Source organism: Flavobacterium sp. WC2416 (genome assembly GCF_041200095.1).
Classification (GTDB): Bacteria; Bacteroidota; Bacteroidia; order Flavobacteriales; family Flavobacteriaceae; genus Flavobacterium.
Window position 1 is genome coordinate 2399774 of record NZ_CP165626.1, and the last position, 15696, is coordinate 2415469.

Here is a 15696-nt window from a genome sequence, read left to right on the forward strand (position 1 = left end):
TTGCAAAATACTATTGTAAGTAGCTTAAAAACATATCATCAAATCAAAATCAATATAATCAAAATCACATGATAATCAACTGGATAAAAATATTTATTTATCATTTAAAGCAAAACAAACTGTTTTCTTTTCTCAACGTTTTAGGATTGAGTATTGGTATTGCAGGAGTGATTTTCGCTACTTTATACTGGAATGACGAGCAAAGTTATGATGCATGGAATCCTGACAAAGACAACGTTTTTTTGGTAGCTAATCAAATGAGCGAAAATTCATTTTGGGCATCGAGTTCAGCACCAATAGGAGCTGCAATAAAAGAGAAAAGTTCAGAAGTAGCATCGTATTGTTATTTAAGTGGAAATTATGAAAGCGATATAATTCGGTTTAAAAATAAAAAAGTGCAATCGAGTAAAATCGTATCAGCACAAAAGAATTTTTTTGAATTTTTTCCTTTTGAATTTGTAGAAGGAAGTCAAGAATCAGCATTGCCAGATGAAAATAGTATCAGTCTCTCAGAAGATTTAGCTTTGCAGATTTTTGGAAAGGAAACTGCTCTAGGAAAAGAAGTTCTCTTTCAGAATAAGAAATTGATAGTAAGAAGCGTTTATAAAATGGATAAAAAATCTTCTTATAATCCTTCCTGTGTAGTCAATTTCATTGATTTAAGAATTAGAAAAACAATTGACCAATGGGGGAATTTTCAGTTTGTATTATTTCTTAAAGTTAAAAATCCGGATAAAGTTTCACTTATAGAAAATGATTTAAAGAAACTTTATTATGATAACATGACGGTTCGTTATGCAAAAGAAAATGGAATTACTCCAGCGCAATACATTGAAAAATATGGAACTACCAAACCCTTTTTAGAGCCTTTATCTACTGTTCGACTACATACTAAAACGGGTGGATTAATTGAGGAAAATGGCAATTTTCAGTTTTTGATGATTATGGTTGGATTATCAGTTTTAATACTTCTTCTTTCAATTGTAAATTATATCAATTCTGCAACAGCAAATGCAATAAAACGTGCTAAAGAAGTTGGTGTAAGAAAAGTTATGGGCTCTTCAAAAAGTAATATAATCCAGCAATTTGTTTTTGAAACAGGAATACTATCGTTGTTTTCAATTTTATTTGCTCTTGTAATTGTTGAGCTGTCGTTACCTTATTATAATGATTTTTTAAATAAAACTATCATTGTACAAGGCAGTCAATTTTATGTACAACTTATTATAATATTTAGTATTACAGTTTGTTTGGCAGGAGTTTTTCCAGCAATATATGTTTCTAATTTTGAAACTTTAAAGGTGTTGAAAGGCAATTTTGGAAGAAGTAAAAGTGGCGTATGGTTACGAAACGGAATGTTGATTTTTCAATTTTCAATTGCAACCTTTTTCATCATCGGTTCCTATATTGTTTATCAGCAAATAGATTATATGAATAGAAAAGATTTAGGTTTTAAAGCCAATCAAATTTTAAGTATATCGTATCGTAATGTTTATGGTGAGGAGATAACAGATGATTTTAGATTTGACCGTTACTCAACAATCAAAAATGAATTATTACGCATTCCGGGGGTAAAACAAGTTGCATCAGCTGGCTTTGCTTTTGGAGGATCTGCAAAATCAACAATATCGTATCAATATAAAGATTTAAGTGTGGATGGAGACAATATTCCGATTGATTTTGGAATGTTAGAAATGATGCAAATAAAAATTGTAAAGGGGAGGTACTTGAGTCCAAAATTTGCTCAGGATACTATTAATACGATGTTAATAAATGAAACTGCCACTAGACTATTAAAAGAGAAAAACCCAATTGGAAAAAAGGTGAATTGGAATGGTAAAGAGATAACTATCGTTGGAGTTGTAAAGGATTTTAACATAGGTAATCCTAGCGAAGCGATTCCTCCAGTGTCATTGTTTCATTTTAAAACAAATTCATGGACAACGTTTGCCTTAAATAATATTTATGTTGATGCAGATTCAAAAACGATGGATAAAACGCTTGCGGATATTGAGAAGTTTTGGTTGAAGAAAGTCGATCCAGATTATCCATTTTCGTATGATTTTGTAGATAAAGAATATAAAAGGTCTTACAGCAGTTTTGTAAAACAAAAAAATATGTTCTCATTATTAAATGTTGTGGTTATCCTCATTGCACTTTTTGGATTGTTCTGTCTAGCTTCATTTTCAATAGAAAGACGTATGAAAGCAATCGCTATCCGAAAAACGCTTGGAGCCGAAACTACTATTTTGCTAAAAGAATTATCCAAACAATATATTGTTTTTTGCATAGCTGGATTCTTAATTACACTTTTTCCAACTTATTATTTGCTTAATAAATGGTTAGAAAATTTCGCATACAGAATTGAAATTTCTATTTATCCTTTTATTATTGGCTTTATTGCCTTATTGTCATTGACCCTACTTGTGGTTCTTTCTAGAGCCTATCAGGCGACAAGAGTAGATGTCTTGAAATATTTAAAATACGAATAATCATGCTAAAGAGTTGGATAAATATATTTTTAAATCAAACTAAAAACAACAAGCTTTTTACAGCTTTGAATATTTTAGGTTTGAGTATTGGAATTGCAGGATTAATTTTTGCAACCCTATACTGGAATGACGAGCATAGTTATAATCAATGGAATCCTGAAAAGGACAATGTTCATATGGTTATAAATACCCTGAACAATGAAAAATGGCCCTATACGGTTGCCGCTATCGGGCAATATCTAGACAACGATCCCAATATTGAAAGTTATAATTATAGCTATAATTGGTACGATTCAGACTTGTTTAGCTATAACGGTAAAAAGCAAAAAATTGAAAAAGCGTTTAATACTCAAAATAAATTTTTTGATTATTTCCCTTTTCCATTCCTTTATGGAAATGCTAAAAATGCACTTAAAGATGATTCGTCGATTGCTATTTCTGAGAAAATTTACAAAGCTTTTTTCAACAATGAAAATCCAATAGGAAAGCAAATTAAATTTGGAAAAAACTTCTACACCATAAGTGGTGTATACCAAAATGAAATGAAAAGTTCATTTGCGCCTGATGTGGTCCTCACGGATAATTTTAAAAAAGTAATTACACAAAATTTAGACCATTGGGAAGCTTTTAATTTTTGCTTGCTTCTCAAGCTTAAAGATAATGCTAAAAAAGAAGTTGTTGAACGTAAGATTGAAAAGCTATTTATTGACAACGTAATTAAACAGGAAGCAAAAGAAGCCAATATTACTTTAGAACAGGAAATAAAAAAACACGGAATTGTAGCGATACATTTAGAACCTTTGAAAGATGCACGTCTAAATTCGGCATTAAATGCGAATTGGGGTTATCCTGAAGGAATAGGAAATTACCAATATTTAATGATAATGGTGGGATTATCTATTTTAATAATGATTCTTTCCATTATAAACTACGTCAATTTAGCAACGGCAGGCGCAATAAAAAGAGCCAAAGAAGTGGGTATGCGTAAAGTGTTGGGCGCAAGTAAAAGAAATATTATCGTTCAATTTATCTCTGAAACCATCGTAATTGTTCTAGTTTCCATTCTATTGGCCTTAGTAATTGTTGAGATTTCTTTACCCTATTACAATGAATTTTTAGAGAAAGATTTGAAAATTTATGGAGGTGAATTTTATTTACAATTGATCTTTATTTTTGGAATTGTGGTTTTCCTTGGCGGGTTTTTTCCTGCGCTTTATATCTCAAGTTTTGAAACTCAAAAAGTATTAAAAGGAAACTTCAACAGAAGTAAAACTGGAATATGGTTACGCAACAGTATGTTGGTTTTTCAATTTGCTATCGCTGTTTTTTTTATTGTTGGTTCGACCATTGTTTATCAACAAGTAAATCATTTAACCAATAAAAATCTAGGTTTTAAAGGTGATCAAGTAATTGAAATTGATTATCTGAAAAAGTTTGATACACAATCTGAAGCAATTTATAAAAAAGAGTTTTTTCAGGATTATTTGAAGGCAAAAGAGCAATTGACCAGAATGAAAGGTGTTAATCAGGTAGCTACAGCAAATTTTTCTTTTGGAAATGGTGCGCGTTCTTCACGAGACTATTTGTTTCAAAATGCCAACATTCAAGGGCTGAATATGGCCGTTGATTTTGGGATGATGGAAATGATGAACATTAAACTAACAGAAGGAAGATATTTAAGTACTAAATACGCTTCGGATACTATTAATAATGTAATGGTTAATGAAACGGCAGTAAAATTATTAGGGATTAAACAACCAATAGGAAAAGAGATTGTATCTGGTGATGGGGATAAATTCAAAATAATAAGCGTTGTAAAAGATTTTAATTTAAGAGGGCCACAAGAAAAAAACTCACCAATGGTGTTCATGCATTTAAAGACAATGCCATTGATGGCACAAAATGTGAATTCTATTTTTGTAAAAGTAAATACAGATAATATTGAAAACACGATGAGCGATATTGAGCAATTTTGGACTACTAAAGTCGATACCGAATATCCGTTTTCGTATGAGTTTGTAGATAAGAAATACGCCCGTTCTTATAAGGAGTATGTCAAACAAAAAAATCTCTTCTCGTTACTGAATCTTGTTGTTGTTCTTATTGCCATTTTCGGATTGTTTGCATTAGCTTCTTTCTCTATGGAGCGAAGATTAAGAGAAATTGCTATTCGAATAACCTTGGGAGCTGAAACGACTATTTTACTCAAAGAATTATCAAAACAGTATGTGGTTTTTTGTGTAATAGGTTTTATTATCGGAGTGGTTCCAGCCTACTTTCTGTTACAAAAATGGCTAGATAATTTTGCATATCGTATTGATATTCAGTTTTTACCTTTTGCGATTGCTTTTGTTTCTTTATTGTTTTTGACTTTAGTAGTTGTTTTAGCGAAAGCCTATCAAGTAACCAAACTGGATGTTTTAAAATACCTAAAATACGAATAATTAAAACCAATAAAAGTCATTTATAACTAACCAAACTTAAATAATGTTATTAAACTATATAAAAATATTCATCTATCATTTAAAGCAAAACAAACTGTTTTCATTTCTAAACGTTTTCGGATTAGCCATTGGTATTGCAGGATTAATTTTTGCATTACTGTATTGGAATGATGAGCATAGTTATGATACTTGGAATCCTGAAAAGGACAATGTTTATGAGGTTTTAGTGCAAGTAACAGGAATGCCCGTTTTTTCAGATTGCGCTTATTTTCTAAAACCTATTTTAGAGAAGGATGCTAATGTAGAAAAGGTAGTTTATGCTGATAGCTGGTACCAAAAGGATAAAATTATCTATAAAGGCAAGAAAGAAACAGTTGATAAAATTATTAATGTTGAAGCTGATTTCTTTTCTCTTTTTCCATTTGAAATTATAAAAGGAGATGCTGTTTCGGCATTAAAAGAGGATTCAAGTGTTGCTATTTCAGATGTAATGGCTAAACTAGTTTTTGGTGACGAAAATCCGATTGGTAAACAAATAACAATTTTGGATAAAATGTTGGCAGTGCGTGCTGTGTATCATATTCCAGGGAATTCTTCAATTGCTCCAGATGTTATAATGAATACAATGAAGCAGTATAAAAGTGAAAATTTAACAGGACCTTTTATATTCAAGTTACTTCTTAAAATTAAAGACCCGTCAAAAATTGAGAATACACGCAAAAATTTAGAGAAAATGTATAGCCAAGATTTTGTTCGAAGAATTGCCAAGGAAGCAGGTTTTAGTTTCGAAGAAATGACTAAGAAAATTGGACATTTTGATGTAGTTATTGAGCCACTTTCAAAAGCGAGATTACATTCTATTGCAGATGGATATCCAGAAGGCAGAGGTAATTATCAGTTTTTGTTGATTATGGTTGGGTTATCCGTTTTAATTCTCATTCTTTCGATTGTAAATTATATTAATTTGGCTACAGCCAATGCGGTTAAACGTGCGAAAGAAGTTGGTGTTCGTAAGGTTGTGGGTGCTTCAAAAAGTACTATTGTACTTCAATTTATTTTTGAAACTGCGCTAATAAGTTTGTTTTCGATTTTGCTAGCATTAGTTATTGTTGAGTTGACTTTGCCGTATTACAATGATTTTTTAAATAAGAGTTTACGAATAATTGGCAGTCAGTTTTATCTGCAATTAATTCTGATTTTCAGTATTACACTTTTTGTGGCAGGAATACTTCCAGCCGTTTATGTTGCTAATTTCGAAACTTTAAAAGTTCTGAAAGGTAATTTTGGAAGAAGTAAAAACGGAATCTGGTTACGTAACGGAATGTTGGTTTTCCAGTTTACCGTGGCTACCTTCTTTATTGTAGGTTCTTATATTGTGTATCAGCAAATCGATTATTTAAGCCATAAAGATTTAGGTTTTAAAGGAGATCAAGTGATTGCCGTATGTTTGAATTTTCCTAAGTCGGATTATGAAGTGGAAAAGGTAGGGCAAAATATCTACAATAAATACAGTACAATAAAACAAGAACTAGTTAAAATAAAAGGTGTCGAACAAGTTTCTACAGGATTGATTTCATTTGACGGTTCAGATGATTCATTAGGAGGTATATTGTACAATGATGAACTTTTTAAAGCACGAACAATTGCAGTTGATTTTGGTATATTCGAAATGATGAAAATAAAACTAGTAGAAGGAAGATCTCTTGATCCGAAACGCGCTTCGGATACTATTAGTTCTGTGTTGATTAATGAAACAGCACAAAAGTTGATGAATCTTAAAGATCCTATCGGAAAAGAAGTAATTATCAAAGAAAGAAAATTAAAAATCATAGGAGTTGTTAAAGATTTTAATTTATTAAGTCCTGAAGTTGAGGTGTCAGGGATGTTTTTTTATCATCTTAAAACGGTTGATATAGCTCAAAATATTAATAAAGTTTACATAAAACTAAAATCGTATAATATTGAAAGCACGATCGCTGATATTGAAAAATTATGGAGTAAAGTCGATACCGAATTTCCTTTTAAATATGATTTTGTAGACAAGCAATACGCCCGAACCTATGAATCCTACGTGAAGCAAAAGAATCTATTTTCCTTGCTGAATGTAGTTGTAATTCTAATTGCACTTTTCGGATTGTTCGCTTTGGCTTCGTATTCGATACAAAGGAGAATGAAAGAAATTGCTATCAGAAAAACCCTTGGAGCCGAAACCAATTTATTATTGAAAGAACTCTCTAAACAGTACATTTTGTATTGCATCATCGGTTTCGCAATCGCAGTATTTCCCGTTTATTATTTACTAAACAAATGGTTGGAGAACTTTGCTTTCAGAATTGATATTAGCCTATTCCCATTTGTGTTTGGATTTGTCATATTGCTACTTCTTACACTTTTGATAGTGCTTTCAAGAGCCTATCAAGCAACTAAAACAGATGTTTTAAAATATTTAAAATATGAATAAGATACCATTTTTAACGTTAGCCCTTTTTTTAGTTTTTGCTTTAGTAAGTGGTCAGGAAAATTCTTGGCCGCTTACCAAATGCATAGAAACGGCTTTGCAAAATAATATCGAAATAAAAATTAGATTACTCGAAGTAAAAAGGACTCAAAAGACACAAAACTCGGTTTTAAACCGCATGTTGCCGTCGGTTAATTTGTATGGAGAACAGAGTTATAATTTTGGTTCTACCATTGATCCTTCTACAAACGGAAGAGTAAGTTCGAACATTCAGAATGATAATTTTTATTTGAATGCTAAAACAAATTTGATTGATTTCAGTGCTTTTGCAAATGCTAAAAAAGATAAAATTAGTATTGAAATCGCAAAAGCAGAAAAAGAAGTCGTTGAAAACGAATATAAATTGCAGCTTTTAGAAAGTTATTATCAAGCACTTTATACGCAAGAATTATTGAAAATTCAGAAAGAACAATTGCATCAAGCTTCTTTCAATTTAGACCGAATTACTAAAGAAGTCGCAATAGGAAGCAAGCCTCAAAGTGATTTGTACGATATGCAATTGAGTTTTTCGGAAGAAGAAAATAGTTATATCACATCTCAACAATTGTACGGAATACAAAAACTGCAATTGTTTCAGTTAATGAATGTTTTAAATGTGGAAACAGAAACTGTTGTTCTGGAAGTCTATTTTGATGAAAACAATTCTGATGTTGTTGCAAACACGAATTATAATCCAAAAATTAAAAGAGCCGAGTTTCAGCACGAAAACAACTTAAAATCGATTAGTTTACAAAGAGCCAATAATTTACCAGTTCTTTCGGCTTATTACGGCTATTCAACTTTTTATTACAAAAACATCAAGGATGCAAATGGTTTAACAGATTCTTTTTCGAATCAATTGGCTGATAATAAAAGCCAGCAAGTGGGCATGCAATTAGCAATTCCAATTTTTAACGGATTCAGAAATAACAAAAGAATAATAGCTTCTAAAATTGAAAGTCAAAAATCAAAATTGGTTATCGAACAAGAAAAGCAAGAGTTGGATAAACAAGTTACACTAGAAGAAAAAAACAAAAACAACTATTTACAACTAGAAGAAAAATTAAAAGAGAGACAAAAATATGCAAAAGCTTCGTTTACAACGATGCAAGCAAAATTTACAAATGGTAGAGTTGAAGCTATCGTTTATTCTTCGGTTAAAAATCAATTTTTAAGAGCTGAATATGATGTGCTGAAAAACAATCTTCAAATTCAATATATCCACTTAAAAATTAATCTCTTGAAGAATAATGTTATTTAAACTAATCAACTAATTCAATGTCAACGCACCCAATATTTCTTCGGATAGGAAAGGTCCTCCTGGATATTTAGCAGTGTAGTCAAGGTTGAGCCATACTTGGCCCCGTTCATCAATATGGTAATGAAGCTGCTTTTTATAGCTTTCTTTTTTAAACAAAATATTTTTTATCAAATAATTTACGGTTTCTAAATCATTCATAGTCCCAATTAATATTTCGGGATAGATATGCCCTTTGGTATGAATCAATCTTGGTGTGCCACCAATAGCTCTTACAGCCGCAGCCATAAGAATGGAGTGGTCGTCACAATCACCTGAAAAGTAATCTAATGATTCACTGGCTGTAGCAATGTAATCGCCATCTTTTGGGTCACTTACATAGTTCCAGCGGCCATTTATTTCCTTAAAAACAGCAAAGCATTGTATAATCGTTCTATAATCAGAATATCCATTTACATTTTTAAAGTATTTTGATGTCGCCATGATGGCAAAATTACGAACTTTAGGATTTTTGTATTCTATTGCATTGATAATCTTTGATTTATTGGGAAATGGGAGGAGTTTAGAAATAATGATGTCTTGTGGATTTGGATTGTCTGACATGGTGTAAATCATCGAGTCATAATCCTCATAAACACTATTAAATCCATAGTTCCCTGAAGCAGTTCCATAAAATAAAACTAAAATATAGAGAAAAATGCATACGATAATTATGGTTCTTAACAATCTCAATATAAGTTGTATAAGAATGATAATGACTAAGAAAAGTAAAATTCGATCAATATTATAGGCCCAACTGAGTTCAATTAAATTCTGATGAGCAATTATAAATAGAGGAACAGCAATCAAAATATTTAAGACAAAAATAATTACATCATCCCAAGGCTTCTTAACCTTAAGTTTTTGTTTTATATTTTGTAAAGAAATATTTTTAATGTTTATCATAGCAACCACAAAGTGTAAAAACTAGATTGCTTTTACAATTTCATCAAAAGTACCTTTTTTATCAATGATTTTAAGTTGAAATAATTGATTTTGAATATTGTTTAACAAATTTTTTGGTAATGCGTTTTGAGACCATTCAGTTAAGGATAACCATTCTTGAATGTCAGCCGTTTTTTGATGGTATTTTGTTGCCAAAGTTTTATCAATATTAGAGATGTTTTTAAACCCTTCAGTTTTTTTATTGATGACTTCGAGAATCGATTTAATAATTTCAGGTTGTTTTTCTAGAATTTCATCACGTACAGCAATAACGAAACAAGGCCAAGGAGTAGGGCAGTCTCCAACACGTCTAAAAACCCCTGAATCTACCAATGGTTTGGTCATAAACCGTTCCCACATAAAATAATCAGCAGCACCAGCTGTTAAAGCTTCAACAGCACCATCGATGGTATTGATGATTTCAAATTGTAAATCATTGGTTTTCCAACCTTGATTATTGGCATTTACATATGCCATTAGTTGTGAGCCAGAACCTAATCTTGAAATTGCTACTTTAGTATTCTCTAAATCAGAAACAGTTTTATATATAGAATTCGCAGCTACATGTATTCCCCAAATTAATGGTGATGCTACATAAACTTGAACAATTTTGGATGGATTTCCTGCAACAATATCTTTGACGATTCCTTCCGTTAAAATAACAGCAATATCGGTTTCTCCTGATCTAAGCATTTGACACATTTTACCAGTCCCTTCAGGAACATCTGTCCATTTTAAGTTAATGTTTTGAGCTTCAAATTCGCTGTTATCGATGGCTAAATGCCAAGGTAAATTGAAATGTTCTGGTACTCCAGCTATTTTTATTGTTGTCATTTTAATTGTTTTTTTTATTTAATTTGTACCAAACGCAAGAAATTCCATTCCAATCGAATTCATTTTTTAGTTGCATTCCTATTTTTTCAAGAATGCTACGAGAAGCGGCATTGTCAATATGAGCCGATGCATACATAGTTTTTATATTCATAGTAATGAACCCATAATCTAGCCAAGCTTTGGCCGATTCATATGCATATCCTTTTCCCCAATACTGTTCTATAAATCGGTACCCAATTTCGTAAAAATTAACATGACCATTTTCGGGTTCTGTGATGTACTTAATTCCCGACCAACCAATAAATTGATTTGTCTCTTTCAGAATTACTGCATAACGACCAATTCCGTTTTCAAGGTATTGATTTCGAATATTCTCAATATATTTTCTACTTTCTTCAATTGAAACCACAGGATTATTACCTAGAAACTCATGTACCTTAGGATTCCTGTCTAAAGCGAACATTCCTTCAGCATCTGAAGGGAGTAATTCTCTTAATATTAATCTCTCGGTTTCAATACAAATGTTCATGTGTACTCTTTTTTAGCCCTGATAGGAGCGATATCCTCTTGTGGTAGCGTAGCGGACACAAGAGATATAGCGGATAGCAGGTACTAGCTCCTAAAAAATTATAGGGTAGCGATTTTATCTAAAGTATAAGCAATCAATTCATCGACTGCTTTGTAAGGATCTTCGCTAAAAGTTCCCGAAGCGCGATTAGCAATTATAGCATTTAGCGATAGGGCATTGTGTCCTAAAAGCGCCGAAAGACCATATATTGCAGCGGTTTCCATCTCTAAGTTGGTAATCCTATTTTCTTCAAATTTAAAATTATCCATTTTAGAATTTAGCTCTTCATCTTGAATGTTTAAACGCAATACACGTCCTTGCGGTCCATAGAAACCACCAGCTGTTGCTGTGATTCCTTTGTGTATTTTGTCGCTTTCAATTATTTTTTCTAATACCTCAGAACAGGCAATTACATACGGTTTTCCCTTGCGTAAATCCCAATTCGTATGACTTACAAAAGCATCTTCCATGGTTTTATTAGAAACTTCGTCAATCAAGTAGGAGCGGAGCATGTTGTCCAGACCTAAACCAAACTTAGACATCACAAAACTATCTACTGGAATATCTGCCTGTAAAGAACCCGAAGTCCCAATACGGATAATATTTAGTGTAGTTAAATGGTCTTTTGGTTTGCGCGTTTCTAAATCGATATTGACTAGGGCATCTAATTCGTTAATTACGATATCTATATTATCTGGACCGATTCCGGTTGACATTACAGTAATTCTTTTGCCTTTGAAAATACCAGTTTGGGTTTTGAATTCTCTTTTTTGGGTAGAAAATTCAATGCTGTCAAAAAACTGAGTAATTTTCTCTACCCGGTTTTGATCCCCTACAAAGATTATATCATGTGCGATATGTTCTGGTTTCAGATTCAAGTGATAGACACTTCCATCTGGATTTAATATTAATTCTGATGATTGTATCATTAAGATTTTTGTTTAAAGTTTAAGGTTTCAAGTTGCTCAACTGAGCACTAAATTACTGAATCCTTTTTTTAGCCCCCAACACGTTTTACTTTGAAGCCTTTTAATTTCAATATTTCCATTATTTTATCACGGTAATCTCCTTGAATAATGATAGAATCGTCTTTAAAAGTACCACCAACGCTCAGTTTTGTTTTAATTTCTTTAGCTAAGATTTTAAAATCCTCATCGGTTCCTTCATAACCTTCGATTATTGTGGTGGCTTTGCCTTTTCTTTTTTCGAATTTACAAATCATTGGTTCTTTTTGAACATATAATTCATGTGGCACTTCTTCTATTTTTTCTTCTGGGCCAGGTTCGTGATTAGGGAAAAGGTTTTTTAATTGGTCTTGTAAGTCCATATTTTATTTTTTAATTGAAATTGGATAATTGAAGATTTAGAAAAATCTTTAAGGAATATAATTAATTCGCTTAAATCCGTTTAAAGCTGCGTTATCCGCGTTCTATTTCTTTTAATTTAATATTTATAAAAAGAAAAAAGACATTAAGTAAACTCAATGTCTTTTATTACTAGAAGTAAAATTAGGAATTATTTTTTGATTAATCCTAAATCTACTAGACGTTCGTACAAGTAATCACCAGCAGTAATATCTTCAAATTGTTTAGGATGTTCTGCATCAATACAGTTTTCTAAACAATTCAATGGCATATCACTCACAGGGTGCATAAAAAATGGCACTGAATATCTTGAAGTTCCCCATAATTCTCTAGGTGGATTCACCACTTGGTGAATGGTAGATTTCAATTTATTATTCGTGTGACGAGACAACATATCACCTACATTTATTACTAATTCATCTGGTTCAGCGATGGCATCAATCCAATCTCCGTTGTGGTTTTGAACTTGAAGTCCTTTTCCTTGCGCTCCCATTAATAAGGTGATCAAGTTGATATCACCATGAGCAGCAGCGCGAATAGCATTTGCAGGTTCTGTAGTAATAGGTGGGTAATGAATAGGTCGTAAGATTGAATTTCCATCTTTGGCATAATTGTCAAAATAGAATTCGTCTAAACCCAATCGCAATGCTAATGCTCTCAAAACGTAAACTCCCGTTTTTTCCAGCATTTGATACGCTTCTTTACCTACAACATTAAATCGAGGTAATTCTTTTACTTCGACATTTTCAGGATATTCTGAAGCATATTTTGAATTTTCACTCACATACTGACCGAAATGCCAAAATTCTTTCAAATCTCCTTCTTTTCTTCCTTTTGCATGTTCTGTACCAAAAGAAACGTAACCACGCTGACCTCCAATACCTGAAATCTCATAACTGCGTTTCGTTTCTAAGGGTAAAGAGAAAAAATTTCTAATTTCAACATACAATTCTTCTACCAATTGATCATTTAAAAAATGACCTTTTAGTGCTACGAAGCCAATATCTTCAAATGCACTTCCGATTTCATTTACAAATTTTTGTTTACGTGCCGGGTCATCCGACAGGAAATCACGCAAGTCAACACTAGGAATGTTTTGCATACTTTAAAATATTTTTTAATAACTTAGAAGGCTTCAAAAGCCTAACAACCACAAAGGTATTGAATAATTTTAGAAAAGAATTTCAAAAGTTATAAACAAAATAAAATAATATAACAAATTTAATCAAAACTGTTATATTTTTCTATCTTTGAATTGCCTAATAAAACTATAAAAATGAACTTTGATAGACAAAACCTTACTGACGACACCTTATTAGATTTATACAAAAGAATACTTAAACCACGACTTATTGAGGAGAAAATGCTTATTCTCATTCGTCAAGGAAAAGTATCTAAATGGTTTTCAGGAATTGGACAAGAAGCTATATCGGTAGGAGTTACTGCCGTTTTGGACCCTGATGAATACATTTTACCAATGCATCGAAATCTAGGTGTATTTACCGGTAGAAACATCCCTTTATATCGTTTATTCTCGCAATGGCAAGGAAAAGCAAATGGATTTACTAAAGGTAGGGATCGAAGTTTTCACTTTGGGACGCAACAATATAAGATTATTGGAATGATTTCCCATTTAGGACCACAGCTAGGAATTGCTGATGGAATCGCCTTAGCCAATAAACTAAAGAAAAACGGAAAAGTTACTGCCGTTTTTACAGGAGAAGGAGCAACCTCAGAAGGAGATTTTCATGAAGCTTTGAATATTGCTTCAGTTTGGGAATTACCCGTTCTATTTGTCATTGAAAACAATGGATACGGACTTTCGACTCCTACTAATGAGCAATACCGCTGTGAAAACCTGGCTGACAAAGGGATTGGATACGGCATGGAAAGCCATATTGTGGATGGGAATAATATACTTGAAGTGTATAATTTATTGTCTGAATTGAAAGCTTCAATGAAAATAAATCCACGTCCCATTTTGCTAGAATTCAAAACCTTTAGAATGAGAGGGCATGAAGAGGCAAGTGGAACTAAATATGTACCACAAGAATTAATGGATCATTGGGCAATTAAAGATCCTGTTGAAAATTACCGAAAATATTTAAAAGAAAATGGAATCCTAAATGATGATTTTGACGAAACTTTACGTTCCGAAATCAAGAAAGATATTGATGAAGGTTTGGCTTTGGCCAATGCTGAACCAGAAATAGAATATTCAGAAAGTGAAGAATTAAATGATATATACAAACCATTTGTATATGAGCAAATTAAACCTTCTGAACAAAAAGAAAAAATACGATTTATAGACGCGATTTCAAGCAGTTTAAAACAATCTATGGAGCGTCATGATAACTTGGTTATTATGGGGCAAGACATTGCTGAATATGGTGGAGCTTTTAAAATAACAGATGGATTTGTAGCACAGTTTGGAAAAGAACGCGTGATCAATACGCCTATTTGTGAAAGCGCTATAGTTTCGGCTGGAATGGGATTATCAATCAATGGACACAAAGCAATTGTAGAGATGCAATTTGCCGATTTTGTTTCGACTGGATTTAATCCAATTGTAAATTTGTTAGCTAAATCGCATTACCGCTGGTTAGAAAAAGCCGATGTTGTGGTGCGTATGCCATGTGGTGGTGGAACCCAAGCTGGACCATTTCACTCCCAAACGAATGAAGCTTGGTTTACTAAAACACCAGGATTGAAAGTGGTATATCCTGCTTTTCCTTATGATGCTAAGGGATTATTAAATTCTTCAATCAACGATCCAAATCCAGTTATGTTTTTTGAACACAAACAACTGTATCGTTCCGTTTACCAAGAAGTACCTACAGACTATTACACTCTGCCATTAGGGAAAGCTGCTTTATTGAAAGAAGGGAGTCAAGTAACTATCATTTCTTTTGGAGCTGCAGTCCACTGGGCTTTGGATACATTAGAAAAAAATCCATCTATTTCAGCTGATTTATTGGATCTAAGAACGCTACAACCACTGGATACTGAAGCTATTTTCAAATCAGTGAAGAAAACGGGAAGAGTCATTATTTATCAAGAGGATTCTATGTTTGGAGGTATTGCTAGTGATATTTCGGCAATGATAATGGAGGAATGTTTTAAATACTTGGATGCTCCTGTGAGGCGAGTAGCAAGTTTAGACACGCCAATTCCGTTTACAAAAATACTGGAAGATCATTATTTGCCGAAAGGCCGATTCGAAAAAGAGTTAGTAGCGCTTTTAGCTTATTAATA

At 32.4% G+C, this 15696-nt stretch carries 11 protein-coding genes; 5 read left to right on the forward strand and 6 right to left on the reverse strand.

Features of this window, described 5'->3' with window-relative positions; all coding sequences use genetic code 11:
* Positions 1 to 68 precede the first annotated feature (68 nt).
* From AB3G39_RS10175 to AB3G39_RS10190, 4 genes are read left to right on the forward strand one after another with little or no spacing between them, the layout of a single operon-like run.
* On the forward strand, positions 69 to 2492 hold the full coding sequence (locus AB3G39_RS10175) for an ABC transporter permease (RefSeq protein WP_369769333.1): 2424 nt from the start codon (positions 69 to 71) through the stop codon (positions 2490 to 2492).
* 2 nt (positions 2493 to 2494) lie between these two features.
* A complete protein-coding gene (locus tag AB3G39_RS10180) occupies positions 2495 to 4936 on the forward strand; it encodes an ABC transporter permease (protein WP_369765090.1) in 2442 nt (813 codons plus the stop codon).
* A 43-nt stretch (positions 4937 to 4979) separates the two neighbouring features.
* Positions 4980 to 7397: an ABC transporter permease gene (locus AB3G39_RS10185; RefSeq protein WP_369765091.1), complete on the forward strand. Its 2418-nt coding sequence runs from the start codon at positions 4980 to 4982 to the stop codon at positions 7395 to 7397.
* Positions 7390 to 8694 carry a TolC family protein gene (locus AB3G39_RS10190; RefSeq protein ID WP_367769975.1) on the forward strand — a complete coding sequence of 435 codons (1305 nt, stop codon included), beginning with the start codon at positions 7390 to 7392 and terminating at the stop codon, positions 8692 to 8694. The genes AB3G39_RS10185 and AB3G39_RS10190 overlap by 8 nt, the downstream gene beginning before the upstream one ends.
* A 9-nt stretch (positions 8695 to 8703) precedes the next feature.
* Here AB3G39_RS10190 and AB3G39_RS10195 read toward each other — a convergent pair whose 3' ends face one another.
* From AB3G39_RS10195 to AB3G39_RS10220, 6 genes are all read right to left on the reverse strand, one after another.
* A complete protein-coding gene (locus AB3G39_RS10195; protein ID WP_367753141.1) occupies positions 8704 to 9636 on the reverse strand; it encodes a transglutaminase in 933 nt (310 codons plus the stop codon).
* Between the two features lie 21 nt (positions 9637 to 9657).
* The gene (locus tag AB3G39_RS10200; protein ID WP_367769972.1) at positions 9658 to 10509 is read right to left on the reverse strand and encodes a substrate-binding domain-containing protein; all 852 of its coding nucleotides are present in this window, start codon (positions 10507 to 10509) and stop codon (positions 9658 to 9660) included.
* 1 nt (position 10510) lies between these two features.
* Positions 10511 to 11038 carry a GNAT family N-acetyltransferase gene (locus AB3G39_RS10205; RefSeq protein ID WP_369765093.1) on the reverse strand — a complete coding sequence of 176 codons (528 nt, stop codon included), beginning with the start codon at positions 11036 to 11038 and terminating at the stop codon, positions 10511 to 10513.
* Between the two features lie 98 nt (positions 11039 to 11136).
* The gene (locus tag AB3G39_RS10210; RefSeq protein ID WP_367769967.1) at positions 11137 to 12006 is read right to left on the reverse strand and encodes a nucleoside phosphorylase; all 870 of its coding nucleotides are present in this window, start codon (positions 12004 to 12006) and stop codon (positions 11137 to 11139) included.
* A gap of 68 nt (positions 12007 to 12074) precedes the next feature.
* Positions 12075 to 12404 (reverse strand): translation initiation factor, encoded by a 330-nt coding sequence (locus AB3G39_RS10215; RefSeq protein ID WP_367769964.1) that lies wholly within the window; start codon positions 12402 to 12404, stop codon positions 12075 to 12077.
* Positions 12405 to 12592: 188 nt separating this feature from the next.
* Complete coding sequence (locus AB3G39_RS10220; protein WP_369765094.1) at positions 12593 to 13543, reverse strand: isopenicillin N synthase family dioxygenase; 951 nt, start codon at positions 13541 to 13543, stop codon at positions 12593 to 12595.
* 174 nt (positions 13544 to 13717) lie between these two features.
* Here AB3G39_RS10220 and AB3G39_RS10225 point away from each other — a divergent pair, with 174 nt between their 5' ends.
* Positions 13718 to 15694 carry a thiamine pyrophosphate-dependent enzyme gene (locus tag AB3G39_RS10225; protein ID WP_369765095.1) on the forward strand — a complete coding sequence of 659 codons (1977 nt, stop codon included), beginning with the start codon at positions 13718 to 13720 and terminating at the stop codon, positions 15692 to 15694.
* The last annotated feature ends 2 nt before the right edge of the window (positions 15695 to 15696 follow it).

Coding starts and splice junctions, on each gene's coding strand:
- AB3G39_RS10225 (WP_369765095.1), top strand. CDS start 13,718: ATGAACTTTGATAGACAAAACCTTACTGACGACACCTTATTAGATTTA.
- AB3G39_RS10175 (WP_369769333.1), top strand. CDS start 69: ATGATAATCAACTGGATAAAAATATTTATTTATCATTTAAAGCAAAAC.
- AB3G39_RS10205 (WP_369765093.1), bottom strand. CDS start 11,038: ATGAACATTTGTATTGAAACCGAGAGATTAATATTAAGAGAATTACTC.
- AB3G39_RS10210 (WP_367769967.1), bottom strand. CDS start 12,006: ATGATACAATCATCAGAATTAATATTAAATCCAGATGGAAGTGTCTAT.
- AB3G39_RS10200 (WP_367769972.1), bottom strand. CDS start 10,509: ATGACAACAATAAAAATAGCTGGAGTACCAGAACATTTCAATTTACCT.
- AB3G39_RS10220 (WP_369765094.1), bottom strand. CDS start 13,543: ATGCAAAACATTCCTAGTGTTGACTTGCGTGATTTCCTGTCGGATGAC.
- AB3G39_RS10185 (WP_369765091.1), top strand. CDS start 4,980: ATGTTATTAAACTATATAAAAATATTCATCTATCATTTAAAGCAAAAC.
- AB3G39_RS10215 (WP_367769964.1), bottom strand. CDS start 12,404: ATGGACTTACAAGACCAATTAAAAAACCTTTTCCCTAATCACGAACCT.
- AB3G39_RS10195 (WP_367753141.1), bottom strand. CDS start 9,636: ATGATAAACATTAAAAATATTTCTTTACAAAATATAAAACAAAAACTT.
- AB3G39_RS10180 (WP_369765090.1), top strand. CDS start 2,495: ATGCTAAAGAGTTGGATAAATATATTTTTAAATCAAACTAAAAACAAC.
- AB3G39_RS10190 (WP_367769975.1), top strand. CDS start 7,390: ATGAATAAGATACCATTTTTAACGTTAGCCCTTTTTTTAGTTTTTGCT.